The sequence below is a fragment of the Algoriphagus boseongensis genome (genome assembly GCF_004362805.1).
GTDB lineage: Bacteria > Bacteroidota > Bacteroidia > Cytophagales > Cyclobacteriaceae > Algoriphagus > Algoriphagus boseongensis.
This window is the reverse complement of record NZ_SNYF01000007.1, coordinates 352,930-376,408: the sequence shown is the minus strand read 5'-3', so window position 1 is coordinate 376,408 and position 23,479 is coordinate 352,930. Positions and strand designations below refer to the sequence as shown.

General features: G+C 42.3%; 20 protein-coding genes. 12 read left to right on the top strand and 8 right to left on the bottom strand.

Going from position 1 to position 23,479, the window contains the following annotated elements; all coding sequences use genetic code 11:
- Positions 1 to 33: 33 nt before the first annotated feature.
- Positions 34 to 471 (top strand): hypothetical protein, encoded by a 438-nt coding sequence (locus DFQ04_RS13060; RefSeq protein WP_133556549.1) that lies wholly within the window; start codon positions 34 to 36, stop codon positions 469 to 471.
- Between the two features lie 83 nt (positions 472 to 554).
- On the opposite strand, the gene DFQ04_RS13055 is transcribed toward DFQ04_RS13060, so the two are convergent.
- Positions 555 to 2,708 carry a glycoside hydrolase family 97 protein gene (locus tag DFQ04_RS13055; RefSeq protein WP_133556547.1) on the bottom strand — a complete coding sequence of 718 codons (2,154 nt, stop codon included), beginning with the start codon at positions 2,706 to 2,708 and terminating at the stop codon, positions 555 to 557.
- Positions 2,709 to 2,875: 167 nt separating this feature from the next.
- Between DFQ04_RS13055 and DFQ04_RS13050 the strand changes: the two genes are divergently transcribed.
- From DFQ04_RS13050 to DFQ04_RS13010, 9 genes are all read left to right on the top strand, one after another.
- Positions 2,876 to 4,111, top strand: coding sequence for a hypothetical protein (locus DFQ04_RS13050; protein ID WP_243739686.1), 1,236 nt, complete (start codon positions 2,876 to 2,878; stop codon positions 4,109 to 4,111).
- 50 nt (positions 4,112 to 4,161) lie between these two features.
- Positions 4,162 to 5,601: a PhoPQ-activated pathogenicity-related family protein gene (locus DFQ04_RS13045; protein ID WP_243739685.1), complete on the top strand. Its 1,440-nt coding sequence runs from the start codon at positions 4,162 to 4,164 to the stop codon at positions 5,599 to 5,601.
- Positions 5,601 to 6,785, top strand: a complete 1,185-nt coding sequence (locus tag DFQ04_RS13040) for a glucuronyl esterase domain-containing protein (RefSeq protein WP_133556544.1) — start codon at positions 5,601 to 5,603, stop codon at positions 6,783 to 6,785. The genes DFQ04_RS13045 and DFQ04_RS13040 overlap by 1 nt, the downstream gene beginning before the upstream one ends.
- Before the next feature lie 34 nt (positions 6,786 to 6,819).
- Positions 6,820 to 7,128, top strand: coding sequence for a type II toxin-antitoxin system HigB family toxin (locus tag DFQ04_RS13035; RefSeq protein ID WP_133556542.1), 309 nt, complete (start codon positions 6,820 to 6,822; stop codon positions 7,126 to 7,128).
- A 3-nt stretch (positions 7,129 to 7,131) separates the two neighbouring features.
- Positions 7,132 to 7,488: a helix-turn-helix domain-containing protein gene (locus DFQ04_RS13030; protein ID WP_133556540.1), complete on the top strand. Its 357-nt coding sequence runs from the start codon at positions 7,132 to 7,134 to the stop codon at positions 7,486 to 7,488.
- Between the two features lie 77 nt (positions 7,489 to 7,565).
- Positions 7,566 to 8,573 (top strand): sialidase family protein, encoded by a 1,008-nt coding sequence (locus DFQ04_RS13025; protein WP_133556538.1) that lies wholly within the window; start codon positions 7,566 to 7,568, stop codon positions 8,571 to 8,573.
- Between the two features lie 14 nt (positions 8,574 to 8,587).
- A complete protein-coding gene (locus DFQ04_RS13020) occupies positions 8,588 to 9,520 on the top strand; it encodes a dihydrodipicolinate synthase family protein (RefSeq protein ID WP_133556536.1) in 933 nt (310 codons plus the stop codon).
- Between the two features lie 16 nt (positions 9,521 to 9,536).
- Complete coding sequence (locus DFQ04_RS13015; RefSeq protein WP_133556534.1) at positions 9,537 to 11,000, top strand: sodium:solute symporter; 1,464 nt, start codon at positions 9,537 to 9,539, stop codon at positions 10,998 to 11,000.
- Between the two features lie 226 nt (positions 11,001 to 11,226).
- Entirely contained in the window at positions 11,227 to 14,187 is a 2,961-nt protein-coding gene (locus DFQ04_RS13010) for a DNA polymerase III subunit alpha (protein WP_133556532.1), read from the top strand.
- 59 nt (positions 14,188 to 14,246) lie between these two features.
- On the opposite strand, the gene DFQ04_RS13005 is transcribed toward DFQ04_RS13010, so the two are convergent.
- A complete protein-coding gene (locus DFQ04_RS13005; RefSeq protein ID WP_133556530.1) occupies positions 14,247 to 15,644 on the bottom strand; it encodes a membrane dipeptidase in 1,398 nt (465 codons plus the stop codon).
- 590 nt (positions 15,645 to 16,234) lie between these two features.
- On the opposite strand from DFQ04_RS13005, the gene DFQ04_RS13000 reads away from it, so the two are divergent.
- Positions 16,235 to 17,056 (top strand): glycosyltransferase family 2 protein, encoded by an 822-nt coding sequence (locus tag DFQ04_RS13000; protein ID WP_133556528.1) that lies wholly within the window; start codon positions 16,235 to 16,237, stop codon positions 17,054 to 17,056.
- On the opposite strand, the gene DFQ04_RS12995 is transcribed toward DFQ04_RS13000, so the two are convergent.
- Both DFQ04_RS12995 and DFQ04_RS12990 read right to left on the bottom strand, forming a co-directional pair.
- Positions 17,053 to 17,892, bottom strand: a complete 840-nt coding sequence (locus DFQ04_RS12995) for a TauD/TfdA family dioxygenase (RefSeq protein ID WP_133556526.1) — start codon at positions 17,890 to 17,892, stop codon at positions 17,053 to 17,055. The two genes, DFQ04_RS13000 and DFQ04_RS12995, sit on opposite strands and share 4 nt — an antisense overlap.
- The gene (locus tag DFQ04_RS12990; protein ID WP_133556525.1) at positions 17,889 to 18,923 is read right to left on the bottom strand and encodes an ATP-grasp domain-containing protein; all 1,035 of its coding nucleotides are present in this window, start codon (positions 18,921 to 18,923) and stop codon (positions 17,889 to 17,891) included. The genes DFQ04_RS12995 and DFQ04_RS12990 overlap by 4 nt, the downstream gene beginning before the upstream one ends.
- 88 nt (positions 18,924 to 19,011) lie before the next feature.
- Here DFQ04_RS12990 and DFQ04_RS12985 point away from each other — a divergent pair, with 88 nt between their 5' ends.
- A complete protein-coding gene (locus DFQ04_RS12985; RefSeq protein WP_133556523.1) occupies positions 19,012 to 19,971 on the top strand; it encodes a DUF1295 domain-containing protein in 960 nt (319 codons plus the stop codon).
- Positions 19,972 to 20,045: 74 nt separating this feature from the next.
- Here DFQ04_RS12985 and DFQ04_RS12980 read toward each other — a convergent pair whose 3' ends face one another.
- The 4 genes from DFQ04_RS12980 to DFQ04_RS12965 form a co-directional block, all read right to left on the bottom strand.
- Positions 20,046 to 20,291, bottom strand: a complete 246-nt coding sequence (locus DFQ04_RS12980; protein WP_133556521.1) for an acyl carrier protein — start codon at positions 20,289 to 20,291, stop codon at positions 20,046 to 20,048.
- A 332-nt stretch (positions 20,292 to 20,623) separates the two neighbouring features.
- On the bottom strand, positions 20,624 to 21,676 hold the full coding sequence (locus DFQ04_RS12975) for a hypothetical protein (protein WP_133556519.1): 1,053 nt from the start codon (positions 21,674 to 21,676) through the stop codon (positions 20,624 to 20,626).
- Positions 21,677 to 21,789: 113 nt separating this feature from the next.
- Positions 21,790 to 22,200 (bottom strand): group III truncated hemoglobin, encoded by a 411-nt coding sequence (locus tag DFQ04_RS12970; RefSeq protein ID WP_133556517.1) that lies wholly within the window; start codon positions 22,198 to 22,200, stop codon positions 21,790 to 21,792.
- 3 nt (positions 22,201 to 22,203) lie between these two features.
- Positions 22,204 to 23,448, bottom strand: coding sequence for an alkaline phosphatase family protein (locus tag DFQ04_RS12965; protein WP_133556515.1), 1,245 nt, complete (start codon positions 23,446 to 23,448; stop codon positions 22,204 to 22,206).
- Positions 23,449 to 23,479: the final 31 nt, after the last annotated feature.

The window sequence follows — 23,479 nt, the reverse complement described above, 5'->3', positions numbered from 1 at the left end:
AATGGGAAAAATTATCTAAAAAACCCAATAACCATGGAAACTCAACATCCCAAAAAGGCAGGAATATGGATAGATCAAAGCCATGCTACTTTGATTGGTTTCTTTGAAAACCATCCATGTACTGTAGAAGAAATTGAATCCCCAATCGAAAGCCACGTTCGCTATGAAGGCGAAACCAGCGATAAGACTCAATTTATGAATGCTCAAGTAGGTTCTTTTAACAATGAAAAAAAGAGGAATAACATTGAAGAAAATCAATTGAAAAAATACTTCAATGAACTGGAAGAAAAGGTGGTAGGAATTAAAGAGTTGTTATTGATTGGTCCAGGAATTACAAAAAACCAGTTTTTCAAACAGATCAATAACAATAAGAAATTCCAAGGCACAAGAATAATCATGAAAGACGCCAATAAAATGACCCAAAACCAGCTTTTTGCTATGGTCAGGGATCATTTCACCTATGAGAGTTGATTAAGAATCATTTGGATAACAAATTGGATTATTTCAAAACCTCTTTCATGGATAAAATAAAAAGGGGGGAAAGCCCCGCCTTTTTACTTCAATTTCTTAATTCCTTTTAGCTCTTCCTTGCTAGCCTCCCGTATTCGGATGGCATAGCCGCCTCCTGGTGCAGAATACTCTTTCAACACAGATTTTGCGTTGACAGACACTTTTCTGATTTCATAGGCCTGAGGATTGGTTTTGAAGTGGGCATCAGCCTTGTCTGCATAGATCTCGGCCAAATAGGATTTTTCGGGATCCAAAAAGTCAAACTTTATTTCTCCAATTCGACCATCCAATCCATTCACATTTCCCACAAACCATTCTCCTGTTCCTTTGGCTTTTCTCGCAATGGTCACAAAATAACCTGGCTCGGCTTCCAGATACACGCTCTTTTCCCAATCCAAAGCCACATCCTTGATGAATTGGAAAGCATCTGGGAATCGGTCGTAATTCTCAGGAAAGTCTGCGGCCATCTGCAAAGGAGAATACAAGGTCACATACAAAGCCATCTGATTGGCTAATGTGCTATTGACATGGGAGCCATTGAAGACATCCATCTCAAACACTCCCGGGGTGTAATCCATAGGACCGCCGATTTGACGGGTGAAGGGAAGGATTGTCACGTGATTCGCTTTTGAACCTCCGAAAGCCTGATATTCCGTACCCCTTGCTGATTCATTCCCAATTAGATTAGGCCAGGTTCTGGCGACACCTGTCGGACGAACTGCCTCATGGGCATTGACCATGATCTGGTATTCGGCAGCTTTTTCAATGGCATATTGGTAGTGGTTGACCAGCCATTGGGAATAATGGTATTCTCCACGAGGAATAATATCTCCCACATAGCCGCTCTTGACAGCAGGATAGCCATAGTCTTTCATTAATTGATAGGCCTGATCCATATGCCGCTCGTAGTTTCGGACTGAGGAGGAGGTTTCGTGATGCATGATCATTTTCACTCCTTTTTCTTTGGCATAAGCCGAAATTCCCTTCAGATCAAAGTCAGGATAGGGAGTCAAAAAGTCAAACACATAGTCTTTCGAATTCCCAAACCAATCCTCCCAACCTACATTCCAGCCTTCTACCAATACTCCATCAAACCCATGCTTGGCTGCAAAATCAATGTATTTCTTTACATTTTCTGTGGTAGCTCCGTGCGTTCCATTGGGCTTTGCTTTGGAGTAATCCGTCTCTCCCAATTTGATCGCTTTGAAATCATTGGTATAAGACCAGGAACTTTTTCCAGTGATCATTTCCCACCAAACACCCACGTATTTCATGGGCTTAATCCAGGAGGTATCCTCGATTTTAGAAGGTTCATTGAGATTGTAGGTAATCCGCGAAGCCAAAATATCCCCTGCATTTTTGCTTACTATAATCGTCCTCCAAGGAGTAGTGGTTGGGGTATACAGATAACCTTTATCCCCTTGAGCATCTGGAGTCAAATGCGATGTAAAAATCATGTTTTGATCATCCAATTCAAGATGCATGGCAGGATAATCAATCAAGGCCGCTTCATGGAGATTGATATAAAATCCATCAGCTGACTTCATCATCAGGGATGTTTGGACACCGGTATCTGAAAAAGGTGTCTGGGAAGCATTGGGTGTGATGGCCGTTTTCATCAAGCCCCGAATTTCAGATAGCTTGGATTCGGTAAAATCGTATTCCTGGGTATCGTAATCTCCGGGGATCCAAAAAGCTTTATGATCCCCGGTCATAGCAAACTGAGTTTTTTCCTCACTGATTACGAAGTAGCCCATTTTCTCCTGCAAGGGAAATTCATAGCGAAAACCCAAACCCTCATCAAAAAGACGGAATCTAATCAGCATTTTTCTTCCGGTAGAATTCTGCAAGAGCTCCACCAAAAGTTCATTGTAATGGTTTCGAATCTGGCTTTCCTCGCCCCAAACTGGCTTCCAAGATTCATCAAAAGAATCAATTTTGGTAGAAACCACCTGAAATCCATTTAACAAATCGATGTCATCATTTTTCAGGTCAAAACCCAGTTTACTAGGGAGAATTACGGGAATGGAATTCAGGTTTACCTCGTAAACAGGCTCTCCCTGTCCTGAAAGCGAAAACTTCATTTCCAGCGTTTGGCTGGGAGAAGTAAGCACCTGAGCCTGAACACTTCCCCAAAAAAGAAGCAAGAATAGAAAAGATAAACGGAATCTGTTCGGGATTGAAATTTTGGTATACATAAAGCTTAGCAAAAAGAAGTGTTTCTGTCTTGTGAAATTCTTAGATTGAATCAATTTCAAATCTAAGTGTAAAAATGGCCCCTAAAAATACTTTTCTGCCAATTCGGGCTCAGATGCTCGTTTTGTGTCTAACCTTTTTCGCCTGCGGACCAAAAACCCAGGAAAAAATGGCCGAGATTCCTGACTTTACCATTCCATCTTTTCGTCTTGTCCCTACGGATACTTTCCACTTCAACAATTTTGTGGATTGCAATATGGCGGAGGCTTGGGTGGGTGATACGCTGAGGATTTTTCCCGGTAAATATGGAGAAGACCCGGTTTGGGGATTCGCAGAGGATTTGAAATTTGCCTCCGGTGCCAATTCCGATGAGGTATTCAGTACCCCCGCAGAAAAATACATTGCACCTACCCTGCCAAAAAATGCCCCTGTGAGTCAACCTGGACTTCATGGTGCGGTTTGGTTTGAAACTGTCTACCAAGATCAGAGAGATCCTTCAGGTCGAACTCTTTATGCCATTTACCACAATGAAAATTATCCCGAAACCTTACCCTTCAATCCAGAAACGGGGGAAGGTTATATCGATGAAAATTGGCCTTTGGGTCTGACCGATCGAATCACTCCGGCTGCTGTCCCGAGAATCGGTGTAATGAAATCTACCAATGGGGGCTGGAATTGGGAAAACAAGGGGCTTTTTCTGGAAGACAAGCAGCCAAGAATGATCCTGAAGCCACATAACACCTCCAAAACTTTTGCAGGTGGAGTTGGCGATCCAAGCGCCGTGGCAGTAGATGATTATCTCTATCTTTTCTATGGAGAATATAGCTATCCCGGAGAATACCAGGCTGCGACCTATTCTCCAGATACTGAAGCTTCTGGCCAATGTATCAGTGTGGCCAGAATTAAAATCTCAGATCTCGAGGATCCCCAAGGCAAGGCAAAACGTTGGGATGGAAAGGCATTTGCGGCTGATTGGGATGTTATAGGAAGCCCCATCTCCTCCCTACAAATCCCTAAGGAAAAAGGAGGAGGTCCAGCATCTTCCCCTCAAGGTGGATTTCACTGGGGACCTTCGGTCAGCTGGAACACCTACCTTGAATGCTGGGTGATGCTGATGGGCCATGTAGAAGGCCAATCGTGGATTGGAGATAAACTTTACATTTCCTTCAATCCTCACCGGGATTTGGGAGAGGGAAGTAACTCTCAAGATTGGACCAGCCCTCAGCTTTTGGTACAAAAGCCCGGACATGTACTTTGGTATCCTTCGCTTCAGCCCCTGAACACTCCTGAAGACATTGCTGAGAAAAATACCAGCCTAAAAATCGGAAAGCGAGCTCGACTCTTTTTCAAATACTCCGACCTAGGAAAATACATGTCTGAATACATCGTAGAATTTGAAAAATAGAAATCGAAGTCTCCCTTTTTCAAAAAATTAACCCAAAAAACCCTTCACCTATGAACAAATTCTTCATGACCAAAAGCTCTCTGATATTAGCTGTTTTGGGGCTTAGCTTGATTTTTTCCTGTAAAAAATCACAGGAAACTCCTGAAGCCCCTCCCCGATCCAACACGCTGCTTAAAGACTATGTCCAGGCTTCAGACTCCACCTATCGCTACGAGATAGTTCATTCTGTACCGGGAGAAAAGTACGACTTCCTAGTCCTGAAAATGTATTCTCAACATTGGCTGACTCCGGATATCGTAGACCAAACCGAATGGTGGCACTGGGTTTCGATTGTTGTTCCTAAGGATACTCCTTATGAAACTGGTATGCTTTGGATTGGAGGTGGGAGTACCAATTCCAAAATGCCCGAGAGTCCTGATCAGTTGATTTTGGCTGCCGCTACCCAAACCAATTCTATTGTCGCGCAAATCCATAACGTGCCATTTCAGCCCATCACTTTTGCCAATGACACATTCGGGGAAAGATATGAGGATGAGATTATTTCTTATGGTTGGAGAAAATTTCTGGAGGGTGGAGCAAAAGACGAGGATGCGATTTGGCTGGCAAGATTCCCGATGACCAAAGCGGCCAAGTTGGCCATGGATGCAGTTACGGATGTGGTCAAAACCAATTACCAAAAGGACTTAAAGCATTTCGTGGTGGGTGGAGCATCCAAACGAGGATGGACTACATGGACGACTGCAGCAGTTGACGATCGGGTGATTGCCATCACACCTGTGGTGATTGACCTGCTCAATTTGGTTCCTTCTTTTGAACACCATTGGAGAAATTATGGATTTTGGGCTCCTGCCGTGGGAGATTATGTGAGAGAAGGGGTGATGGATTGGGTAGGAACTCCTGAATTTGACCGGATGCTGGAAATTACTGAGCCTTATTCTTTCCGGGAAAATTTCGATATGCCCAAGCTTTTGATCAATGCCGCAGGGGATGAATTTTTCCAACCAGACAGCTGGAAGTTTTATTGGGATAGTCTTCCCGGCGAAAAGCACGTGATGTATGTGCCAAATTTTGGCCACGATGTGGGAGATTCAGATGCATTGCCAAATCTGATTTCTTTCTACAATTCCATTCTTACTAATTCAAAAAGACCAAACTATGAATGGAAAATTGATGGGGAGATGATAAAGGTAAGCTTTGACCCTTCAAACAAGCCAACTGGCATCAAACTTTGGTCAGCCTACAACCCAATGTCCCGAGACTTCAGAATTGATGTTTTTGGTCCAAATTGGACAGCCGAGGAAATTCCCGTACCTGAATCAGGAGAGGTAATTGTGAATATGGTAAGTCCAGAATCTGGATTTAGAGGCTATTTTGTAGAATTAACCTATGCAGGAGAAACTCCGCTCAAAGTCACTTCAGGGATAGAAGTCCTTCCGAAAACTTATCCGTTTGAGCCTTTTGTTTCACCCAAATCCAAAATGGTTGAGTAATGAATCGAAAACTTTTGACCCTACTTTGCCTGACTTTATTTTCTATGGAAATCTACTCCCAAACTGAGCCTAATTATGATGAAAATAAGGTGCCTGCCTTGAGTCTACCGGATATTTTCATTAGTCAAAAAGGGAAATTAATACAAACCAAAGAGGACTGGGAAGGCATCAGAAGACCTGAGATTTTCCGACTATTTGAATCAGAAGTCTATGGAACTATACCCAAAGACTTTGATGAAATCAGTTTCAGTTTGGCAAATGAAACCGGCAATCCTTATCCTGAATTGGCATCGCTCGAGGAAGTTAATATCACGGTAAATAGAAATGGGAAAACTCATGCCATGCGACTTAACCTTTTCCTACCCAAATCTGGCAAAGGGCCATTTCCGGTAATTCTTCTGATCAATTACCTGCCAAAATATAAAGACGGAAAATTAAATGAGGAGGGATTTTGGCCGGTAAAAGAACTCATTGAAAGAGGTTTTGCCACTGCATCCTTTCATGCGGAAACCGTGGCTCCTGATTTAACAGAATCCTATCAAAAAGGCATTATTTCTACCCTTTATCCAGAACAAATAGGAAAACCTGATGGACTGAAAGCATTCGGTGCTTGGGGATGGGGAGCAATGCGGGCCATGGATTATTTTGAGCAACATCCTCAAATTGACAGTAAAAAATCGGTTTTGGTGGGCCACTCCAGAACAGGCAAAACCGCTCTATGGACTTCTGCGAACGATCCTCGCTGGGCCATCACCTATGCCAATGAATCCGGATGCGGAGGCGCTGCTCTTTCTCGAAGAAAATATGGAGAAACAGTCGAAGCCATCAATCGACGCTTCCCTTACTGGTTTGCGGATAACTTCCGAAAATACAATGATCATGAAGAAGAACTCCCACTCGACCAACACATGCTTCCGGGATTGATTGCTCCCAGGGCAGTATACTACTCAAGTGCACGGGAAGATCGCTGGGCTGATCCAAAAGGTGAATACTTGGGCTTGAGTTTGGGCAGCAGGGTTTACTCTGAGATTTATGGGAAAAAGGCTGAATTCCAGACCGAGTTTGAGCAACTCACCGGCCCTGTTCATTTGGAATCGGTTGGCTACCATATCCGGGAAGGCAAGCATGACTTAATCTGGGAGGATTGGAGGATTTTTCTGGAATTTGTGAAGGAAAATTTATAAGGTTTACTAATAGAAAACTTTTTAGAATTTTTGTATGTTTAATATCATAACTAGGAAAACTCTATTAGAATATTCCAAAAGCTATCCTAGTGCAGCAAATGCCCTATTTCAATGGTATCACGAATTGATCAATCTGGACTTAAAAAATTTCAATGAATTGAAAGCGCATTTCGGAAATGCAAGTTTGGTTAAAGATGATAGAGTGGTATTTAATATCATGGGTAATAAATTTAGATTGGTTGTTAGGATCGTTTTTGAATACAAGGTGATTCAAATCAAGTGGTTTGGAACTCATTCAGAATATGATAAAATAGATGTTTCCACCATTTCATTCAAAAAGTAAGCTATGGAACTAGAGGTAATTAAATCAGAAGAGCAATACGAAAGGGCATTAGATTGGGTGAATGCACAATTGGATAAGAAGATTAAACCTGACAGTCCTGAAGGAAGAAAATTGGAAATTGCTTTGGTTTTAATCAAAGCTTATGAAGACCAAAATTTTCCTATACCATATCCAGATCCCATAGAAACGATCAAGCAAAGAATGGAGGAACTTGGAGTTAAAAATCAAGACTTTGTAGGAAAAATCGGTAGCAAAGGATATATCTCTTCAATTTTGAATCGAAGAAAACCTATGACACTTGAGATCGCTAAGATTTTTCATAAAGAACTGAAAATACCAGCTGAGATTTTACTTTCCTGATTCAGGTCACCGCCGGATAGTTTTTCAGATTAGTCCGGCTTTTTTGTTAATTGGAGTAAGTCTTTTCGAATAAACCCATGCACAACCTAATCTTATCCTTTTTATCCTTTTGGATTCTTTTCCCTTTTCAACTCGAATGGGAAAAACCCAAACCTGAAATTCTCTTTTCAGGCTTTATTTACGAGTCAGCCCCTTTTCCTTCCTGCCATGCATCCACCTTAGTAGAAACTCCCGAGGGAATTCTTGCTGCTTGGTTTGGAGGTACCTATGAGCGACATCCTGATGTGAATATTTTCACTTCCTTGAGAAAAAATGGCTCCTGGTCCACCCCTCAAGAAGCAGCAAATGGAATCGAAAACAAAGATTTCAGAAACCCAACTTGGAATCCGGTTTTACATCGAAAAGTCAACGGTGAATTGGTTCTTTTTTACAAAGAAGGTCCCAACCCCAGGGAATGGTGGGGACTATACAAAACTTCCGATGATGGTGGAAAAACATGGTCAAAAGCCATTCAAACCCCTCCCGGCTTTCTAGGTCCGGTGAAAAATAAAACCGTCGTCCTGTCAGATGGCAACTTGCTACACCCATCTAGTTTCGAAACAAACGGTGTTTGGACTACGCACATGGAATTTACCGATCCGGAATTGAAATCTTGGAAAAAAGTGGAAGTTCCGGGTCCCTTTCAGGCTATCCAACCTACAATTCTTTTTCATGGAGGAGAGAAACTACAAGTCCTTACTCGAACTCAAGAAGGGGTCATCGCCACCGCTTGGTCTGAGAATAATGGAAAATCCTGGTCGCAGTTGGAGTCCAGTGGCTTGGTTCACAACGGCTCTGGAATTGATGCAGTCACTTTGAAAAATGGATATCATCTCTTGGTTTGTAATCCCATTCCCAAGGGAAGAAATAAGTTGAGTCTTTTGGGTTCTTCTGATGGCAAAAACTGGGAAGAACTCTTGGTGCTAGAAGATGAAAAAGAAGGTGAATTCTCCTACCCTGCCATTATCCAAGCTCAAGACGGCACTGTGCATATTTCCTACACCTATCAACGGGAGAAAATCAAATACATGCATCTTAAACTTTGATTTTCAGCCAGCCTATGAAACCTATCCAAGAAATCCATGGAATAATCCCACCCATGATCACTCCACTTAATTCGGACTGGTCACTGGATGGAATGCATACAGAAAAGCTAATTGAGTACCTGATTCAGGGCGGAGTTCATGGGATATTTATTCTGGGTACTACAGGAGAATTTGCCGGAATCAGCCAAGATGTAAAGAGTGATTTGATTCGACTTACCTGCAAAAAGGTAAAGCAAAGAATTCCTGTTCTGGTGGGAATTACAGGATGCTCATTCGTTGAAAGTCTTGACCTTGCCCAAATCGCCAAGGAATCAGGAGCACAAGCTTTAGTAGCTGCTCCTCCATTCTACATGAATATCGGACAAGAGGAATTGGAAAAATATTATCTCCAATTAGCGGATGCTGTTGATTTGCCAATTATGCTGTACAATATGCCCTCGCATACTAAAATAACGATTGACATCCCCACTGTAGTAGCCCTCTCTAAGCATCCAAATATTATCGGGATCAAAGACAGCAGCGGAGATTTGGCTTACTTCCGAATGCTATGTGAAAGCTTCAGGGATTATCCGGAATTTAAAATTTTTGTTGGTCCAGAGGAAATTCTAGCCCCCTCTTTTGAATTAGGAGGAGATGGAGGAGTCACGGGAGGAGCTAATTTATTCCCGCAACTTTATGTAAATGCCTATGAGGCATTTGTTGAAGGAGATCAGAAAACGTTGACCAAACTTCAGGAAACCATACTTTTCCTGAGCCATTACATCTACCAAAACGGGAATTATAAATCCAGCTATCTCAAAGGATTAAAGGCTGCGATGAGTTTTGAAGGACTTTGCCAGGGTATTTTGGCTCCACCCTTGTATGCTTATTCAGAAAAGGAAAAGTCTGAGCTCAGAGAAAACTTTCTCCTAGTCAAAGAAAAGGTTAATCAATCGCTCAACTCATAGAATTGCTGCCAAATAAATGCCTGTTTTGGACCTGATTATTTTCCTCATTTACCTTTTGGCTATTGTCGGCTTTGGAGTATCCTTTTCCTTCAAAAAACGAACGTCTAAGGAATTTACCACAGGCGGAGGAAGACTACCCTCTTGGGCAATTGGAATGTCCATATTTGCGACTTTTGTCAGCAGCATCAGTTTTTTAGCATTACCCGGAAATGCCTATTCAGGCAATTGGAATGGATTTGTGTTCAGTCTTTCTATTCCTTTAGCGGCTTGGATCGCGGTGAAGTACTTCGTCCCGCTTTACAGGAATCTAGGCAGTGAATCAGCATACTTCTATCTCGAACAGCGATTTGGAGCCTGGGCTAGAATCTATGCATCGATCTGCTACCTTCTAACCCAGTTGGCGAGGATGGGTGCAATCATGTATTTACTGGCCTTGCCTATGCAAGCTTTGTTGGGTTGGAGTATACCTATGATCATTTTCATCACTGGAATAAGTGTGATTCTTTACTCCATGATGGGAGGGATTGAAGCCGTAATCTGGACGGATGCGGTGCAGGGAATAATCCTGATTGGAGGGGCTTTGGCTTGTTTGGGAGTGATCTTTTGGGAAATTCCGGGTGGCTTTCCAGAGATTTTCCGGATAGCTCAGGAGTCGGATAAATTCAGTCTGGGAAGTTTCCGAGTGGATTTTACCACCTCCACCTTTTGGATGATTTTGGTTTATGGGCTTTTCATCAATTTGCAAAACTTCGGCATTGACCAAAGCTATGTGCAGCGCTACTTGACTGCCAAAACTGAAAAAGAGGCCAAAAAATCTACCTGGCTAGGAAGTCTACTTTATTTACCGGTTTCTTTTCTGTTTTTCTTGATCGGCACTTCTCTTTTTACTTTTTACCAAGCGCAACCTGGATTGCTGCCAGAAGGAACAGCAGGTGACCAAGTATTTCCTTACTTCATCGTCCATCAACTCCCCGCCGGAATTACTGGTCTGTTAATCGCCTCCATTTTTGCAGCAGGGATGAGCACAGTTTCTACCAGCATCAACAGTTCGGCGACTGTGATCCTCTCCGATCATTTCAAAAAGTACATTCACCCCGATCCCAGCGAAAAAACTTCTTTGAAAGTATTGAGATTATCTTCTCTGGGAATGGGAGTTCTGAGCATTTTGGTGGGCTTTGCTTTTAATGGGGTGGACAGTGCGCTAGATGCCTGGTGGGCTTTGGCCTCCATCTTCAGTGGGGGAATTTTAGGTCTTTTCCTCTTGGGACTTTTGTCCAAAACCCAAAAACCTCAGGCCCTCATCGCTGTGGTGCTGGGTGTTTTGGTGATTGCCTGGATGAGTCTTTCTTCGAATTGGGTGAAAAACGGTTTCCCTGAAACCCTCGCCAATCCACTTCATACAAACATGACCATCGTAGTCGGTACCTTGACAATTTTTGTGGTAGGATTTGGCTTGGGGATGCTACGCACGAAAAAATAGTCTCCCGACATTTTTCTTCAAAATTCTCCTTGTTCTTGATCTGAGGAGACACTTTTTGTTTACATTATAAACACATAAATGTTAAAATAATTAACATTTATAAACTCCTCGGGATTTGTTATCCGAGGTTCTATCCTACGATTTGTAATTCCTAATACCCAAACCTTCGAGGTCTCAAAAACCTCAAAGGTTCTACACCTCGTAAATCAAAAATCATAGCTCAAAAATGTTTATCAACTGCCATTCTCACTTCAGCTTCAAATACGGGACGATGTCTGTGGAAGCGCTGATCGCTGAGGCGAAGGGCAAAAAATTAGATGCCCTCGCCCTCACGGACATCAACTGTACCTCCGGGATTTTTCCTTTTATCCGGGAAGCCCAAAAATCCGGCATCCACCCTGTCATTGGCATCGATTTTCGCAATGGCGTCCGACAGCAATACATCGGCTTGGCACGAAATCAAGAGGGCTTTTTCGAACTGAACAAGCACCTCTCCGAGCACCTGGTTCACAAGCGTGAGTTCAAGGCTAAGGCGCCCAAGTTTGAAAACAGCTTTGTGGTCTATCCTTTTTCTGAAAAAGCCATCCCCCTGCGGGAAAATGAATACATCGGCATACATCCCAGCCAACTCAATAAGCTGTTGACTTCGCCTTGGTACAGGAGAAAGGAAAAATTGGTCTTACTACAGCCCGCCACTTTTACTTCCAAGCTCGAGTTTAATGCGCATCGACTTTTGCGCAGCATGGACCTGAATACGCTACTTAGCAAGCTCCCAACCGAAGAGCAGGCGGATATCACCGATCAGTTCTACTCCTATGCGGACTTGATCGCCCGCTGCGAAAGTCATAGCTACCTCCTAGTTAATGCCCAAAAGCTACTGGAGCAGTGTCAGTTTTCCTTCTATTTCCAAGCCGTCAAAAACCGCCGGGACATTCTGGGTTCAGACTGGGAAGACTTTGATTTTCTCCGCCAGGAAACCTACAAAGGTGCACTACATCGCTATCCGGATTTTTCCCCAGAAATCTCCAAACGCATCGACAAAGAACTCGAACTTATCCAGCAGAAGGGCTTTGTCTCCTATTTCCTGATCAACTACGACATCATCACCTTTGCGCAGCAGCGCAACTTCTATCATGTGGGCCGGGGCTCAGGTGCCAACAGCATCGTGGCGTATTGTCTGGGAATTACGGATGTGGATCCGATCGAGCTGGACTTGTATTTCGAGCGATTCATCAATCTCTATCGGGAAAATCCCCCCGACTTCGACATCGACTTCAGTTGGACGGATCGGGATGAGGTGACGGATTATATTTTTCGGAAATACAATGCCGGCAAGGAAGAACATGTCGCCCTGCTGGGTTCCTATAGCACTTTCCAGTACAACTCCATGCTACGGGAACTGGGCAAAGTTTTTGGTCTCCCCAAGACGGACATCGAGTCGCTGATCCACCATGCAGATAAGGAAGGCTACGAGCCGGATCAGTTTGGCAAGCTGATCATCAAGTACTCGCAAGTGCTGCACGATATGCCCTCGCATCTGACCATCCATGCCTGTGGGATCTTGATTTCGCACAAGCCCATGCACTACTACACCGCGACGGATATGCCTCCGAAAGGCTTCCCGCTTGCGCATATCGACATGCATATCGCGGAAGATATTGGCTTGCACAAATTTGACATCCTGAGTCAGCGCGGCTTGGGACACATCAAATCCAGTCTGGAGATTATCTACCAAAATCAAGGAGTAAAAGTAGATATCCGGGAAGTGGAAAAGTTTAAAAAAGATCCCAAAATCAAGGAACATCTGCGCACCGGGCATACCATCGGAGCCTTCTACGTGGAGTCTCCTGCCATGCGAATGCTTTTGGCCAAAATGAAAGCCGACACCTATTTGGAGCTTGTCGCGGCCAGTTCGATTATCCGGCCCGGAGTAGCACGCTCGGGAATGATGCGGGAATACATTCTGCGCCACATCAGCAAGGAGCGTCGAAAACAGGCACATCCCGTGATGGCGGACATCATGCCGGAGACCTACGGGATCATGGTCTATCAGGAGGACGTCATCAAGGTCGCCCACTACTTTGCCGGGCTAAGTCTGGCCGAAGCGGATGTGCTGAGACGAGGTATGAGCGGGAAATCCCGATCTAAGGATGAGTTTCAGCGGGTGAAGGACAAGTTCTTCGAAAACTGCAAGAAGCTTGGAAGAGAAGATCAAGTGGCCAAAGAGGTCTGGCATCAAATTGAAAGCTTTGCGGGCTACTCCTTCGCCAAGGGGCATTCGGCTTCCTTTGCGGTAGAAAGCTACCAAAGCTTGTATCTGAAGGCCTACTTCCCACTAGAGTTTATGGTCGGGGTGATCAATAATTTCGGGGGATTTTACCATACCGAGTTCTACGTTCACGAACTCCGGATGAACGGAGCAGCTATCCAGGCTCCGCACCTCAACGAAAGCGAATACCTCACCCGAATCACCGGTAAGACCGTCTTCTTGGGCTTTATCCATATGAAAAACCTGGAGAAAGCTACGGTGGAAAAGCTTCTTACCGAGCGGCGAGTAAATGGCCCTTTTCTGGGTTTAGCGGACTTTGTGGCTCGTGTAGAGATCGGTCTGGAGCAATTGCTGATTCTGATCCGGATGACTTGCTTTCGATTTACCGGAAAGACCAAGCAAGAACTTCTCTGGGAGGCGCATTTTCTACAAAACAAGCGAAGCACAGTGGTTCATACCAATGAGCTATTCCGAACCGGAGAGATCAGCTTTGGCAAAAAGCCCCCGGAAGTACCCGATCTGGACGAAACGGATATCCGGCAGGAGATTCTGGATCAGATCGATATTCTGGAATTTCCGCTCGACTCCCCTTTTCATCTGGTCAAAGACCAAAGCATCCAAGGCATCAAAGCCCGGGAAATGACCCAATACTTGGGGAAAAATGTGATGATATTAGGCTACCTCGTCACGGTCAAATATACCCGAACAGTCAAGGGAGAGGTGATGAACTTCGGTACCTTTTTGGATCGGGATGGAGACTGGATCGATACGGTACATTTCCCTCCCGTGGTAAAAAAGTATCCTTTCAAAGGTCGGGCAATCTACCGGATCGAAGGAAAGGTGGTGGAAGAATTCGGTTTCTATTCTATCGAAGTGGAGAAACTGGAACGGATGGGGTATTGGAATGCGGGTGACTAACCCAAAAAGCAAGATTCCTGAGGGAAATTCAATCAACACAGAAACCCCATTAAACTCCCCTATTGGAAATTCTTCTCTAAAAAGCGAAGGGAATTTCCAATCAAAAACTTTCTCAACACCTCATTGGGCTCTGCAAACTTATTTGAAAGCATAACCAAGGAATTTGGATTGCTCAGATATTTTTCAATTTCACCCAATAACATATTAGCCATTGCAGTAAAATCATCGGAAGTCCAAATCTCATCCAAAGGATTAATCGTGCCATCGAAGTCGGAGCCAATCCCAAAATGATCCCAAGCTGGAAGTCCAAAACTATCCAGCAACTCTGCAATATGTCTTAAGTGAGCCCAAATAATTTTACAAGAGTGCTGCAACCTCTTTTTCCGATTCAAAAAAAGAGGCTTCCTGATGACTTTAGGAACACCTAGCCTATTCGCGTCCAATTGCAAGGCAAAAAAGCCTCCTGAATGAACCACCTCTAAAATATCCTCATTGTAAAAATTGATTTCATCCGAACAAAAAAACTGGGAAGAGAAAGAATTCATTTTATCCCAACTACAGCCTGTTACAGCGCCATGACTTACGATAAGTGGACTCATGCCCTCAGGTCTTTGTCTATTCCATGCGTACAATTCCCTTCTGGCCTTTAAGCTCATATGCTTTAGATCAATAAGAATTGGCTTCCCATTTTTATTACTTAAGAGCGCTTCCAAAACTTCCCAACCCAATTTGGTAAACCCTGTTTGGCATTGGGGCTTCTGATTTACCAATGGACCTAACTTTTCAAGGCTTGGGGCATGCCCACAAAAATCATTTCCAAAATTGTGTCCGAATGTGATAAAGAAGGGCGGGTTTTTCCATCTTTTTAAGAACTCTACATTTTTTATTACTTCTTTGGCACAAGTTGGCCTTCCAAAATCCTCCAAACCAGAATTGAAAACATGACTTCCTTCGATAGTAGGAATTATCGCCAAACAGTTTTTTTGATTGATCGTGATCGCCAATTCATTCCAGTTTCGGATCATTTGCCACTGAAATTCCTCGCCAAAAATATTTTTTGATCGATCGGTGGAAAGGACAAATTCATATTCTGCCTTCAGTTCCCCAAAGTAATTTTCTTGTTTCTGAAGATGTCGAATTCGCTGATATCCTATCCCGGTTACAATGTTTGCGATATACGCTGTGACAGAGTCACTGAATTTCTTATTGACAAAAAATCCTTTTTCAAAGGGATAATAAGAGACAAAAGCAATCTTAACTCCCGACAAACTCATGGATGAAAAAGTAGATTGATACATTCTCGTCAATCCAGTAAGTCTATTTAGTGTTTTGGAGAAAATACCGGGCTTTTTGTATCTCCATAAATCACTATTGCCATTCGGCTTAGGATCAAAAGTATGCCCAAAAGTTTTCAAATTTGGATGTACATGCCAGTCGGCAAATTCGAATTGTTGCATGTTTTTTTTGAAAAATTATTTCTTCTTGGATTAAAAAATGCGGCAAGAAAAGACTTGCCCTTGAATAATTTTCGGAATTAATCCCACAATTTTTGATCACTAACCCCATTTACTTAAAAACTGCCAATCCCAAATAAACAAGCGAAAATTCTGGCAAACATCACTAAAAAAAACTAACACCAACCTCTGAAATGAAAGTACTCCAGGATCAAATAAATGCTGTTAAAAGTCAGAATCGACTTATTGAAGTCTTTTCAAAAAGTAAGGTCTAAATCAAACTTTTCCAATTGAATATCATCAATTCCATCCTTGTCAAATGGATTTTCCAATTGTTCCTGCACATTAAAAAGGGAAATTAAAATAAAGGTGGAGACAATATTTAAGGTGTAAAGAATCTAACAGTTACTCAATGAACTTCTGCTTCATTTAATCGGTAATAAACCTAAAGAACATAGATTATCGGATAGAGATGAATAAAAAGAAGGCAATAAGCTCGGATGGAAGTTGGAGTCCTATGGATATTTTTAAGGCCAATTTTTCAAAAATTATCCAGGAAAGTTAATTCCAGAATTTAGAATTATTTTCGACCTATGAAAGAGCAACCTTTGGTTTCTGTTTGCATTCCAGCTTTTCAGCATGCCTCATTTATATCAGAATGTCTGGAAAGTGTATTGGCTCAACAGACAAACTTCGCTTTCGAAATCATCCTGGGAGAAGATGACTCCAAGGATGGCACAAGGGAAATCTGCCAAAGATATGCCTACCAATACCCTGAAAAGATTAGGCTTTTTCTACGCAAAGATAAAGACAAAATCTCTTTGCTTGGCCGTAAATCCGGGCGAACGAACTACTTGGAAAACTTTCGCTCAGCCAATGGTAAATACATAGCAATGCTCGACGGGGATGATTGTTGGCTTAGTCACGACAAACTCCAGAAACAAGTAGAACTACTCGAAGATAATCCAGATGCATTTCTCTGTAGTTCTGAATACTTAATGGCTTCAAAAACTCCTGAGAAGGACCTCTCAGGACAGTTCACTTTCACTCCAAGATTTTTTCCAAAAGACAGATTGGATACAATGAGCTATTCTGGCCATGTATCGAACTGGATGTTTCGAAATGATCTGGGAGAGTTCCTCTCTTCACCTGCAGCCACAAAGGGCCCAATTTTGGATTTGCTGCTATTCAGCTATTTCAAAACCAAAGGGGGCTTAGTTCATTGGGACTGTCCAAGTTCATTTTATCGAAAAAATGAAAAAAGCTATCACGTCCAAAAAGGGTTGAAATCCAGAAACAAGGAACTGTTTTGGTCGGCTTGGTACCAGTTTCGGTACATACATCGAGACCCAATAAAGTGGCTTAGATTAATGGGATATCTGGGGAAAAAAGTGCTTCGCCAATATTCCAATTAAGTCCAATAGGACATTCTTACATAGACCTTTCGGTCAAAGTTAGACACCTTGCCTCGACCATGGAGCGTTCTCTTATTGTCAATAATGGCCAGCATGCCTTTTTCCCAACGGATCTCTTGGGTGAGTTTGTTAGCTGATTCGTGGATTTCAAGAATCATCTCTTTTTTGTGATTGGCATCCCGACCAAACTCCACGTATGACTTGGTCTCTTCGGGGTGAAAAATCTCCCGGATTCCAAAGGGGAGAATATTATTTATAAATGCCCACTGTTTTCCCTTTTTCTGGAGAATTGGAGAATCAAAGGCAGTCCAAACAGATTCGTCCTCAGCCTGAAACCTCATCCTAACCAAGTTAGTAGCCAAAACCTTTTCCAATTCCGCCGGACTTTCGATCCCATAGAGGTTTTGCCAAACAGATTTGGGGTGAAAACGATGGTAGGTAGCAAAGTTGTTTTCTCTCAAATAGACTTGTGTTTCCAAGCTTAGGCTTTCAAACAAGGCCACTCCATCACAATACCAGGTAGAATCAGACCAATCTCCAGGCTGCTCACAATAGAACCAAAGGAGATCCGGCGGATTAGAATTTTGAAAATACAACTCCCCATGCAATGGGACCTCGTGTCCTGACTTCAAGCCTGTGGCTGTAAAGACAGACTTTTTTTCGCCTACCAGATCTCTGCCGCTATTCCCTCCGATCACGGTATGCTTCTCTTCCTTTTGGATAAATCTTCCCCCAACCTCACTCGAGAAGGCCTCAAATTCCTCCAAGGAAATCCCACTGTTCAGTAGCACAAAACCTTGTTTATCTAAGGTGGATTTTAATTCTTGCTGGTTCATAATGAAGAGATGCCTATGGTTTGGAATACTTTTCGGGCTTTTACTATGGAATTTTTGGGTGTTTCAAATGGAGAATATCCAACCTGGTCTCGAAGTACCGGTTCCAATTCGTTGTAGCCTAATAAGTATCGGGCATGGGTGGCTCCCGTAAATCGGCTATTGAATTCGAATATCTTAAATGATCCGTTCCGATCCCGCTGTAATTGGATATTTAATGGGCCCCTGAATCCTAACGGATGAAATTTCCCCAAGGAGTCTTTTGCGATCTGTTCCAAGTCTGGATTTACCCATCGCTCGACTTCAAAACTGACTCCGTTTTTCATAAGATGCCTACCAATAAACCAACTGGAATCTTCAAGTCTTTTCGCCAGGTGGATCTGAATTGAATATTTGATTTCCTCAAAAGAAAAATGCAATGGAAATCCAATATGCTGGAATTCTTCCATTTGAGACAGGGGGTTTTGGGATTCCCCTAGGTATTCTTGAAGAATAAAATCTTTTTGTGAATTAAGACTTTTCAATTGATTCTCCTTGATTAGAATTCTAACACCTTTTGATGCAAATCCCTTTTTAGGCTTTACAATTACCGGGAATTCAAAATCAAATCCCTCCTTAATTTTTTCCATTAAAACCGTCTTCGCAAAAGGCAAATCGAGCATTTGACACAATTGATGACTTTGGAATTTATCTTCGAATTTCTCAGCCAATCCTGCATCTGTGAGCGAAATCTTGCTTTTCAAATACGGATCTTTCTCTGACATTTTGGCCAAAAGAACTGCTTCTTCATCTCTGCAAGGAATGATTAAATCTGGTTGGAAACTATCAAAACAACTTTTCAGAAAAGGAATAAATGCTTCTGAATTTGTCAAAGGGCTCAAGAAAAACTGGTCCAGTTCAGATTTTCCATGAAAGTCCTCCAAACAATTAGTCCCTGCTAAATAAAAATGGCTTCTTGAATCGCGGAAGATTTCCAAAAGATTCTGCCCCACCAAACTTCCCGTGCTTATTAACAACACATTTATTCTTCTCATTAGAAAAAGCTCAAGAGTTTAATTGGGTAAAAGGTATATACTGCAAAACAGTGTTGCGAAAATAGAAAGTATTCTTGATTTTGAGATCATGAAAATACTCCAAACCTCCTTAATTCTGATCTTTACTTTACTTGTAGTTCCAGTATTCACCTATCTTTTTGGAATACCTCTTGGTGAAAAGGAATGGGAAGCATTAAATACCTTGATGTATATCTGCGGATTTTCCATTGCCTACTGCTTCATTGTTGGGGAACTCACCCGAAACAACAGCCAAGTGGATAAGTACTGGAGCATCCTGCCAATCATTTACGCTTGGGTGATGGCGTACTACGGGGATTTCAGCCCCAGAATGATTTTGATGGCGGCATTGGTCACTGCATGGGGAGTCAGGCTGACCTATAACTTCGCTAGAAAAGGGGCTTATCGCTTGAAATTTTGGGAGGGAGAGGAAGATTATCGCTGGGAGATTCTCAGAAAAAAGCCAGAATTCCAGCCCAGATGGAAATGGACCTTATTCAATCTGTTTTTCATTTCTGGTTATCAAAATGTATTGATATTACTTTTCACCCTCCCTATGCTGGTAACGCTTCAATTTGATGGTGCGCCTTTGGGGATTTGGGATATTGTAGTTACTGGAGGAGTTTTGTTTTTCTTGATTTTGGAACTGGTTGCTGATGAGCAGCACTGGGCCTACCAAAGTGAAAAATGGAAATTGATTCGAGAAGGAAAATTACTTTATGGAGATTTTGCAAAAGGATTTTTAGACAAAGGGCTTTGGGCGATTTCCAGACATCCCAACTATCTAGGGGAACAAGGAATCTGGGTGTGTTTTTACTTTTTCTCGGCGGTAGCTTCCGGACAGTGGCTCAATTGGTCAGTGGTTGGAAGCCTGTTACTTTTGATTCTTTTCCAAGGCAGTTCCAATTTCAGCGAGGAAATCAGCGCATCCAAATATCCTGAGTATTCAGCTTATCAGGATAGAGTCCCCCGGTTTATCCCCAAGCTAAAACCTAAGAAAGAACCCGATTTAGCCCCGGAGTCAACCTAAACCAATTCTTATTTTGGGTAAGATCAAAAGACTTAGATCTTGATTTCAAAGATTCTCGAATCTTAGTTTCCCATTTAGGCAGTAATCTTATTAGTAAAAACCCTGATTACATCCAAAGGAGATTTAATTCTGCTGTTATCCTCATCTTCTAAAAGGACTCCGAGACGTGTTTCCAATTCAAATAAGATTCCTTCCACATAAAATCGGTCAACCTGAATATCGGAATAAAACCTAAGTGCCTTTTTTGGACCAGTAATCGGGATTCCAAACTCGTTGAAAACCGAAATCATAATCTTTGATTTTTTCAGTTGAGCTTTCATAAAATTTGATTTCTGAGAAATACGAAAAGAAAATTCATTTTGGATTAAGGGGATAAGATTAAAAAATAGGCGCCAAAATTAGATGGTTAAAGGAGTTAGCTCCCTTCCCTTGGGGGATTAAGTGCAAAAAATTCGTTTAAAAAATCACCCTTGTTCACTTTATAGATTGCTAAATGATTGATAAGTGAAATTTACTTTCACCAAGAAAAAAGCCTGCTGATTTTTTCTCATCAGGCTTTCTTGATTTTAGTAAAAATTGCAAATGGAGTTTTGCTAGGTACTCGGATTTGCAGAAAATGCAAAAATCACGAGAAAACGTATCATCTCATTTTTTAAAAACCATAAGTTCCGTCAGGCTTTCTACAGGATTGGACAATTTTATCCTGATACATTTTATCAGATTTGAGAATAGTAAAGAATTCGGAAACAAAAGATCGCATTGCCTTGGCATCGGCCTCTGTGTAATAGGCACTATAAGTATCAATAACTCCCATGATATCACTTTCCTTCTCCAAGAAAATACCACGGGCATAATCAAAAACAGATTGATCTCTGCAAAAACCTCGATAAAGCCGTTCTGTAACCTTAGTAATTGAAATATTGGAATTGACCTGCGCATATGGGGGATTGACCAAGCCGGTCATGTCAAAATCATAGGCAAATGGAACCACCGTCTGGGCATCCAACTTCATTACCTTTTGATTATGCTGATACAAGCCCGACCAGTCAGTATTCCCAATCATCATCTGGAAAAAGTCATGAATCACTGTCGCCGTATCAGCCATGATTTGAGGAGCAATCTTTTTCCCATCCATCACTTCCCCCTCAAATCGCTCAGCCGCATCTTCATCATCTTCGATCAAAAACCCAAGCAACTCTGTTGGCTCGGCTTTTTTATCATCTGTGTTGACAAAGGTGACTTTTACCAATCGGGTTTGAAAGGTGTACTCCGAAACCTCATCGTACATTTTGTAAGCAATAAATTCCTTGCCCACATAAGAATCAGATCCCTTGGTTTTGGCACAAGGCAAAACCAATTTCAATTTTCGGTTGCCTTGAAACAAAGTGCCTTTTGCATCATCCTTGGACATTCGGATACGCATGGGAGGATAAAAGCAACGATCCAATCGGAAATTCCCCCTAGTTCTCATTTCAAAAGGAAGGGTTTCCCAATCACCCCCTACTCCCATGACTTCAATTTCCTGAGTCATAAATACAGAGTCATTGGTATTGGCCTTCAAGTCTTTAATGGAAAAAGACATTTTCATGGCCAAAGGCTCCTCGGAATCAAACAATCGTTCTCTTTTTTCTTCCTGAGCAAACCCGGATTGGATGGAAAATACGGCAACAATCCAAAAGAGTAATCGGAATGGTTTTAGGTTCATGGTATTTCTTGTTTGGTGAAGAAATCCACCTCAAAAAAGATGGTGTTAACCAACAAGTTAAGGAAAATCGTAATCAAAAATCTATTTTGCCAATAGAACTTTTCGCCAACTAATTAGCTGATTTTCGAATCCTGATCTCTCATTTCCCAAATTCTCAAAAAGAGCATATGCGCCATTCTTCTGGCATGTTCTTTCGCAAATTCAGCAGTCTCTCCCATGAAAAAAGTATCGATTGTTTGAAACCACAGCTCCAACCAATTGCCAAAATGAGCCTGCGAAATGCTGTGATTTACTTTTTTATCTACCTCCTGATGAACTTTTGTAGGATTGAACTTACCCTTGCCTGGACCTGTCTGGAGTAAAATCATTTCCCAAAAATCTGACAAATGAACCAGATGATGATCCCAATCTTTGACAACCTCATTGAAAATGTGACCCAAGGACTCATGCTCCCTGACTTTTTCGTAAAATCTCCTCACTAAAAAATCAACCTCTTCCCGACTCTGAATTTCCAGCCTTTTCATGCATTAGTCTTTCAAAATAGGCTCTAAAACCTCCAATTTCCCATCGATATCCGAAGGAACAGGAAGTCCCAAAATTTTACAGATCAAAGGATAGACATGGATATTATCAAAGGAATCAATGGTCAATCCTTCCTTGATCTGTGGTCCATTGGCATAAAATATTGCATGAAGATCTGGGTGTTGAGGATCAAATCCATGCTCTCCTCGGGCATCTGATCCATCCATTCTCATTCTTCTAGCCACCACCTCAAGGTAATTCTGATCATCAACCAAATAGTGGCCTACATTGGCCAAAATCAAAATATCCCCAATTCGATCTCCGTAGGAATCGAGGTCTTTGTAATATTCCAAATCCCGTGGATCGAGGATTTTAAACTCTCCGGTTTTCTTTCTAAGCTCTTTCAGGACTTTTGCCTTTTCCTTTGGATCTTTCAAATACAAATGGGCCAAAGCACCGCTATTGACCACTCTGGCGTCTATTCCGGCAACAATTTGATCCAAAAGAATTCGGTTTTCCAAAGTCACTTCGGCCATCCCATGATCCGAAACCAAAATAATATTTACGTCTTGATTGAGACTTTTCACCCCTTCGAAAAGAGCGCCCAACTCATGGTCAAGCTGTTTAAGCCGAGTTGAAATTTGAGCTTCATTGTTAGGGCCAAATCGATGACCAATATCATCCATGTCAGAAAAATACATGGTGATCAACTGAGGACGAAGAGAATCGGGCTGCTGAAGCCATTCGAAGGCTTTAGATATCCGTGTCAAATTTGGAACTCGTCCATCGTAGTCAAAATACTCGCTGGGCCTCACTCCCTGAACTGCCGCCTCTGAACCCACAAAGAAATAACTGGCACTTCTCATCCCGTTTTGCTCAGCCAATACCCACAGCGGAGTGCCTCCGTACCAAGATCCGTCAGTGACTAATTCCCGCTTTCCTAAGCTGTAAACCAGGTCTTTTTCAGGATTGTAAAAGGAATTATCGACGATCCCGTGATGCTCAGGTCGCATTCCTGTGGCAATGGTATAGTGGTTAGGAAAAGTTTTAGATGGAAAAGATGGAACCATTGATTTGGCCTGAGTTCCTCCGGCAATGAATCGGGAAAGATTTTCAGGTTGGTATTTTGCGACATAATCGTGTCGAAATCCGTCAAGCGAAATTAGGATCACGATAGGTTTTTTCTCCTGAGAGAAAAGTGATGCCTGAAATCCAAAGACCAAGGCAAACAAAAAGAGAATTCGTCGCATCTTTTTTCTTTCAAAAATATCTGGATACCCT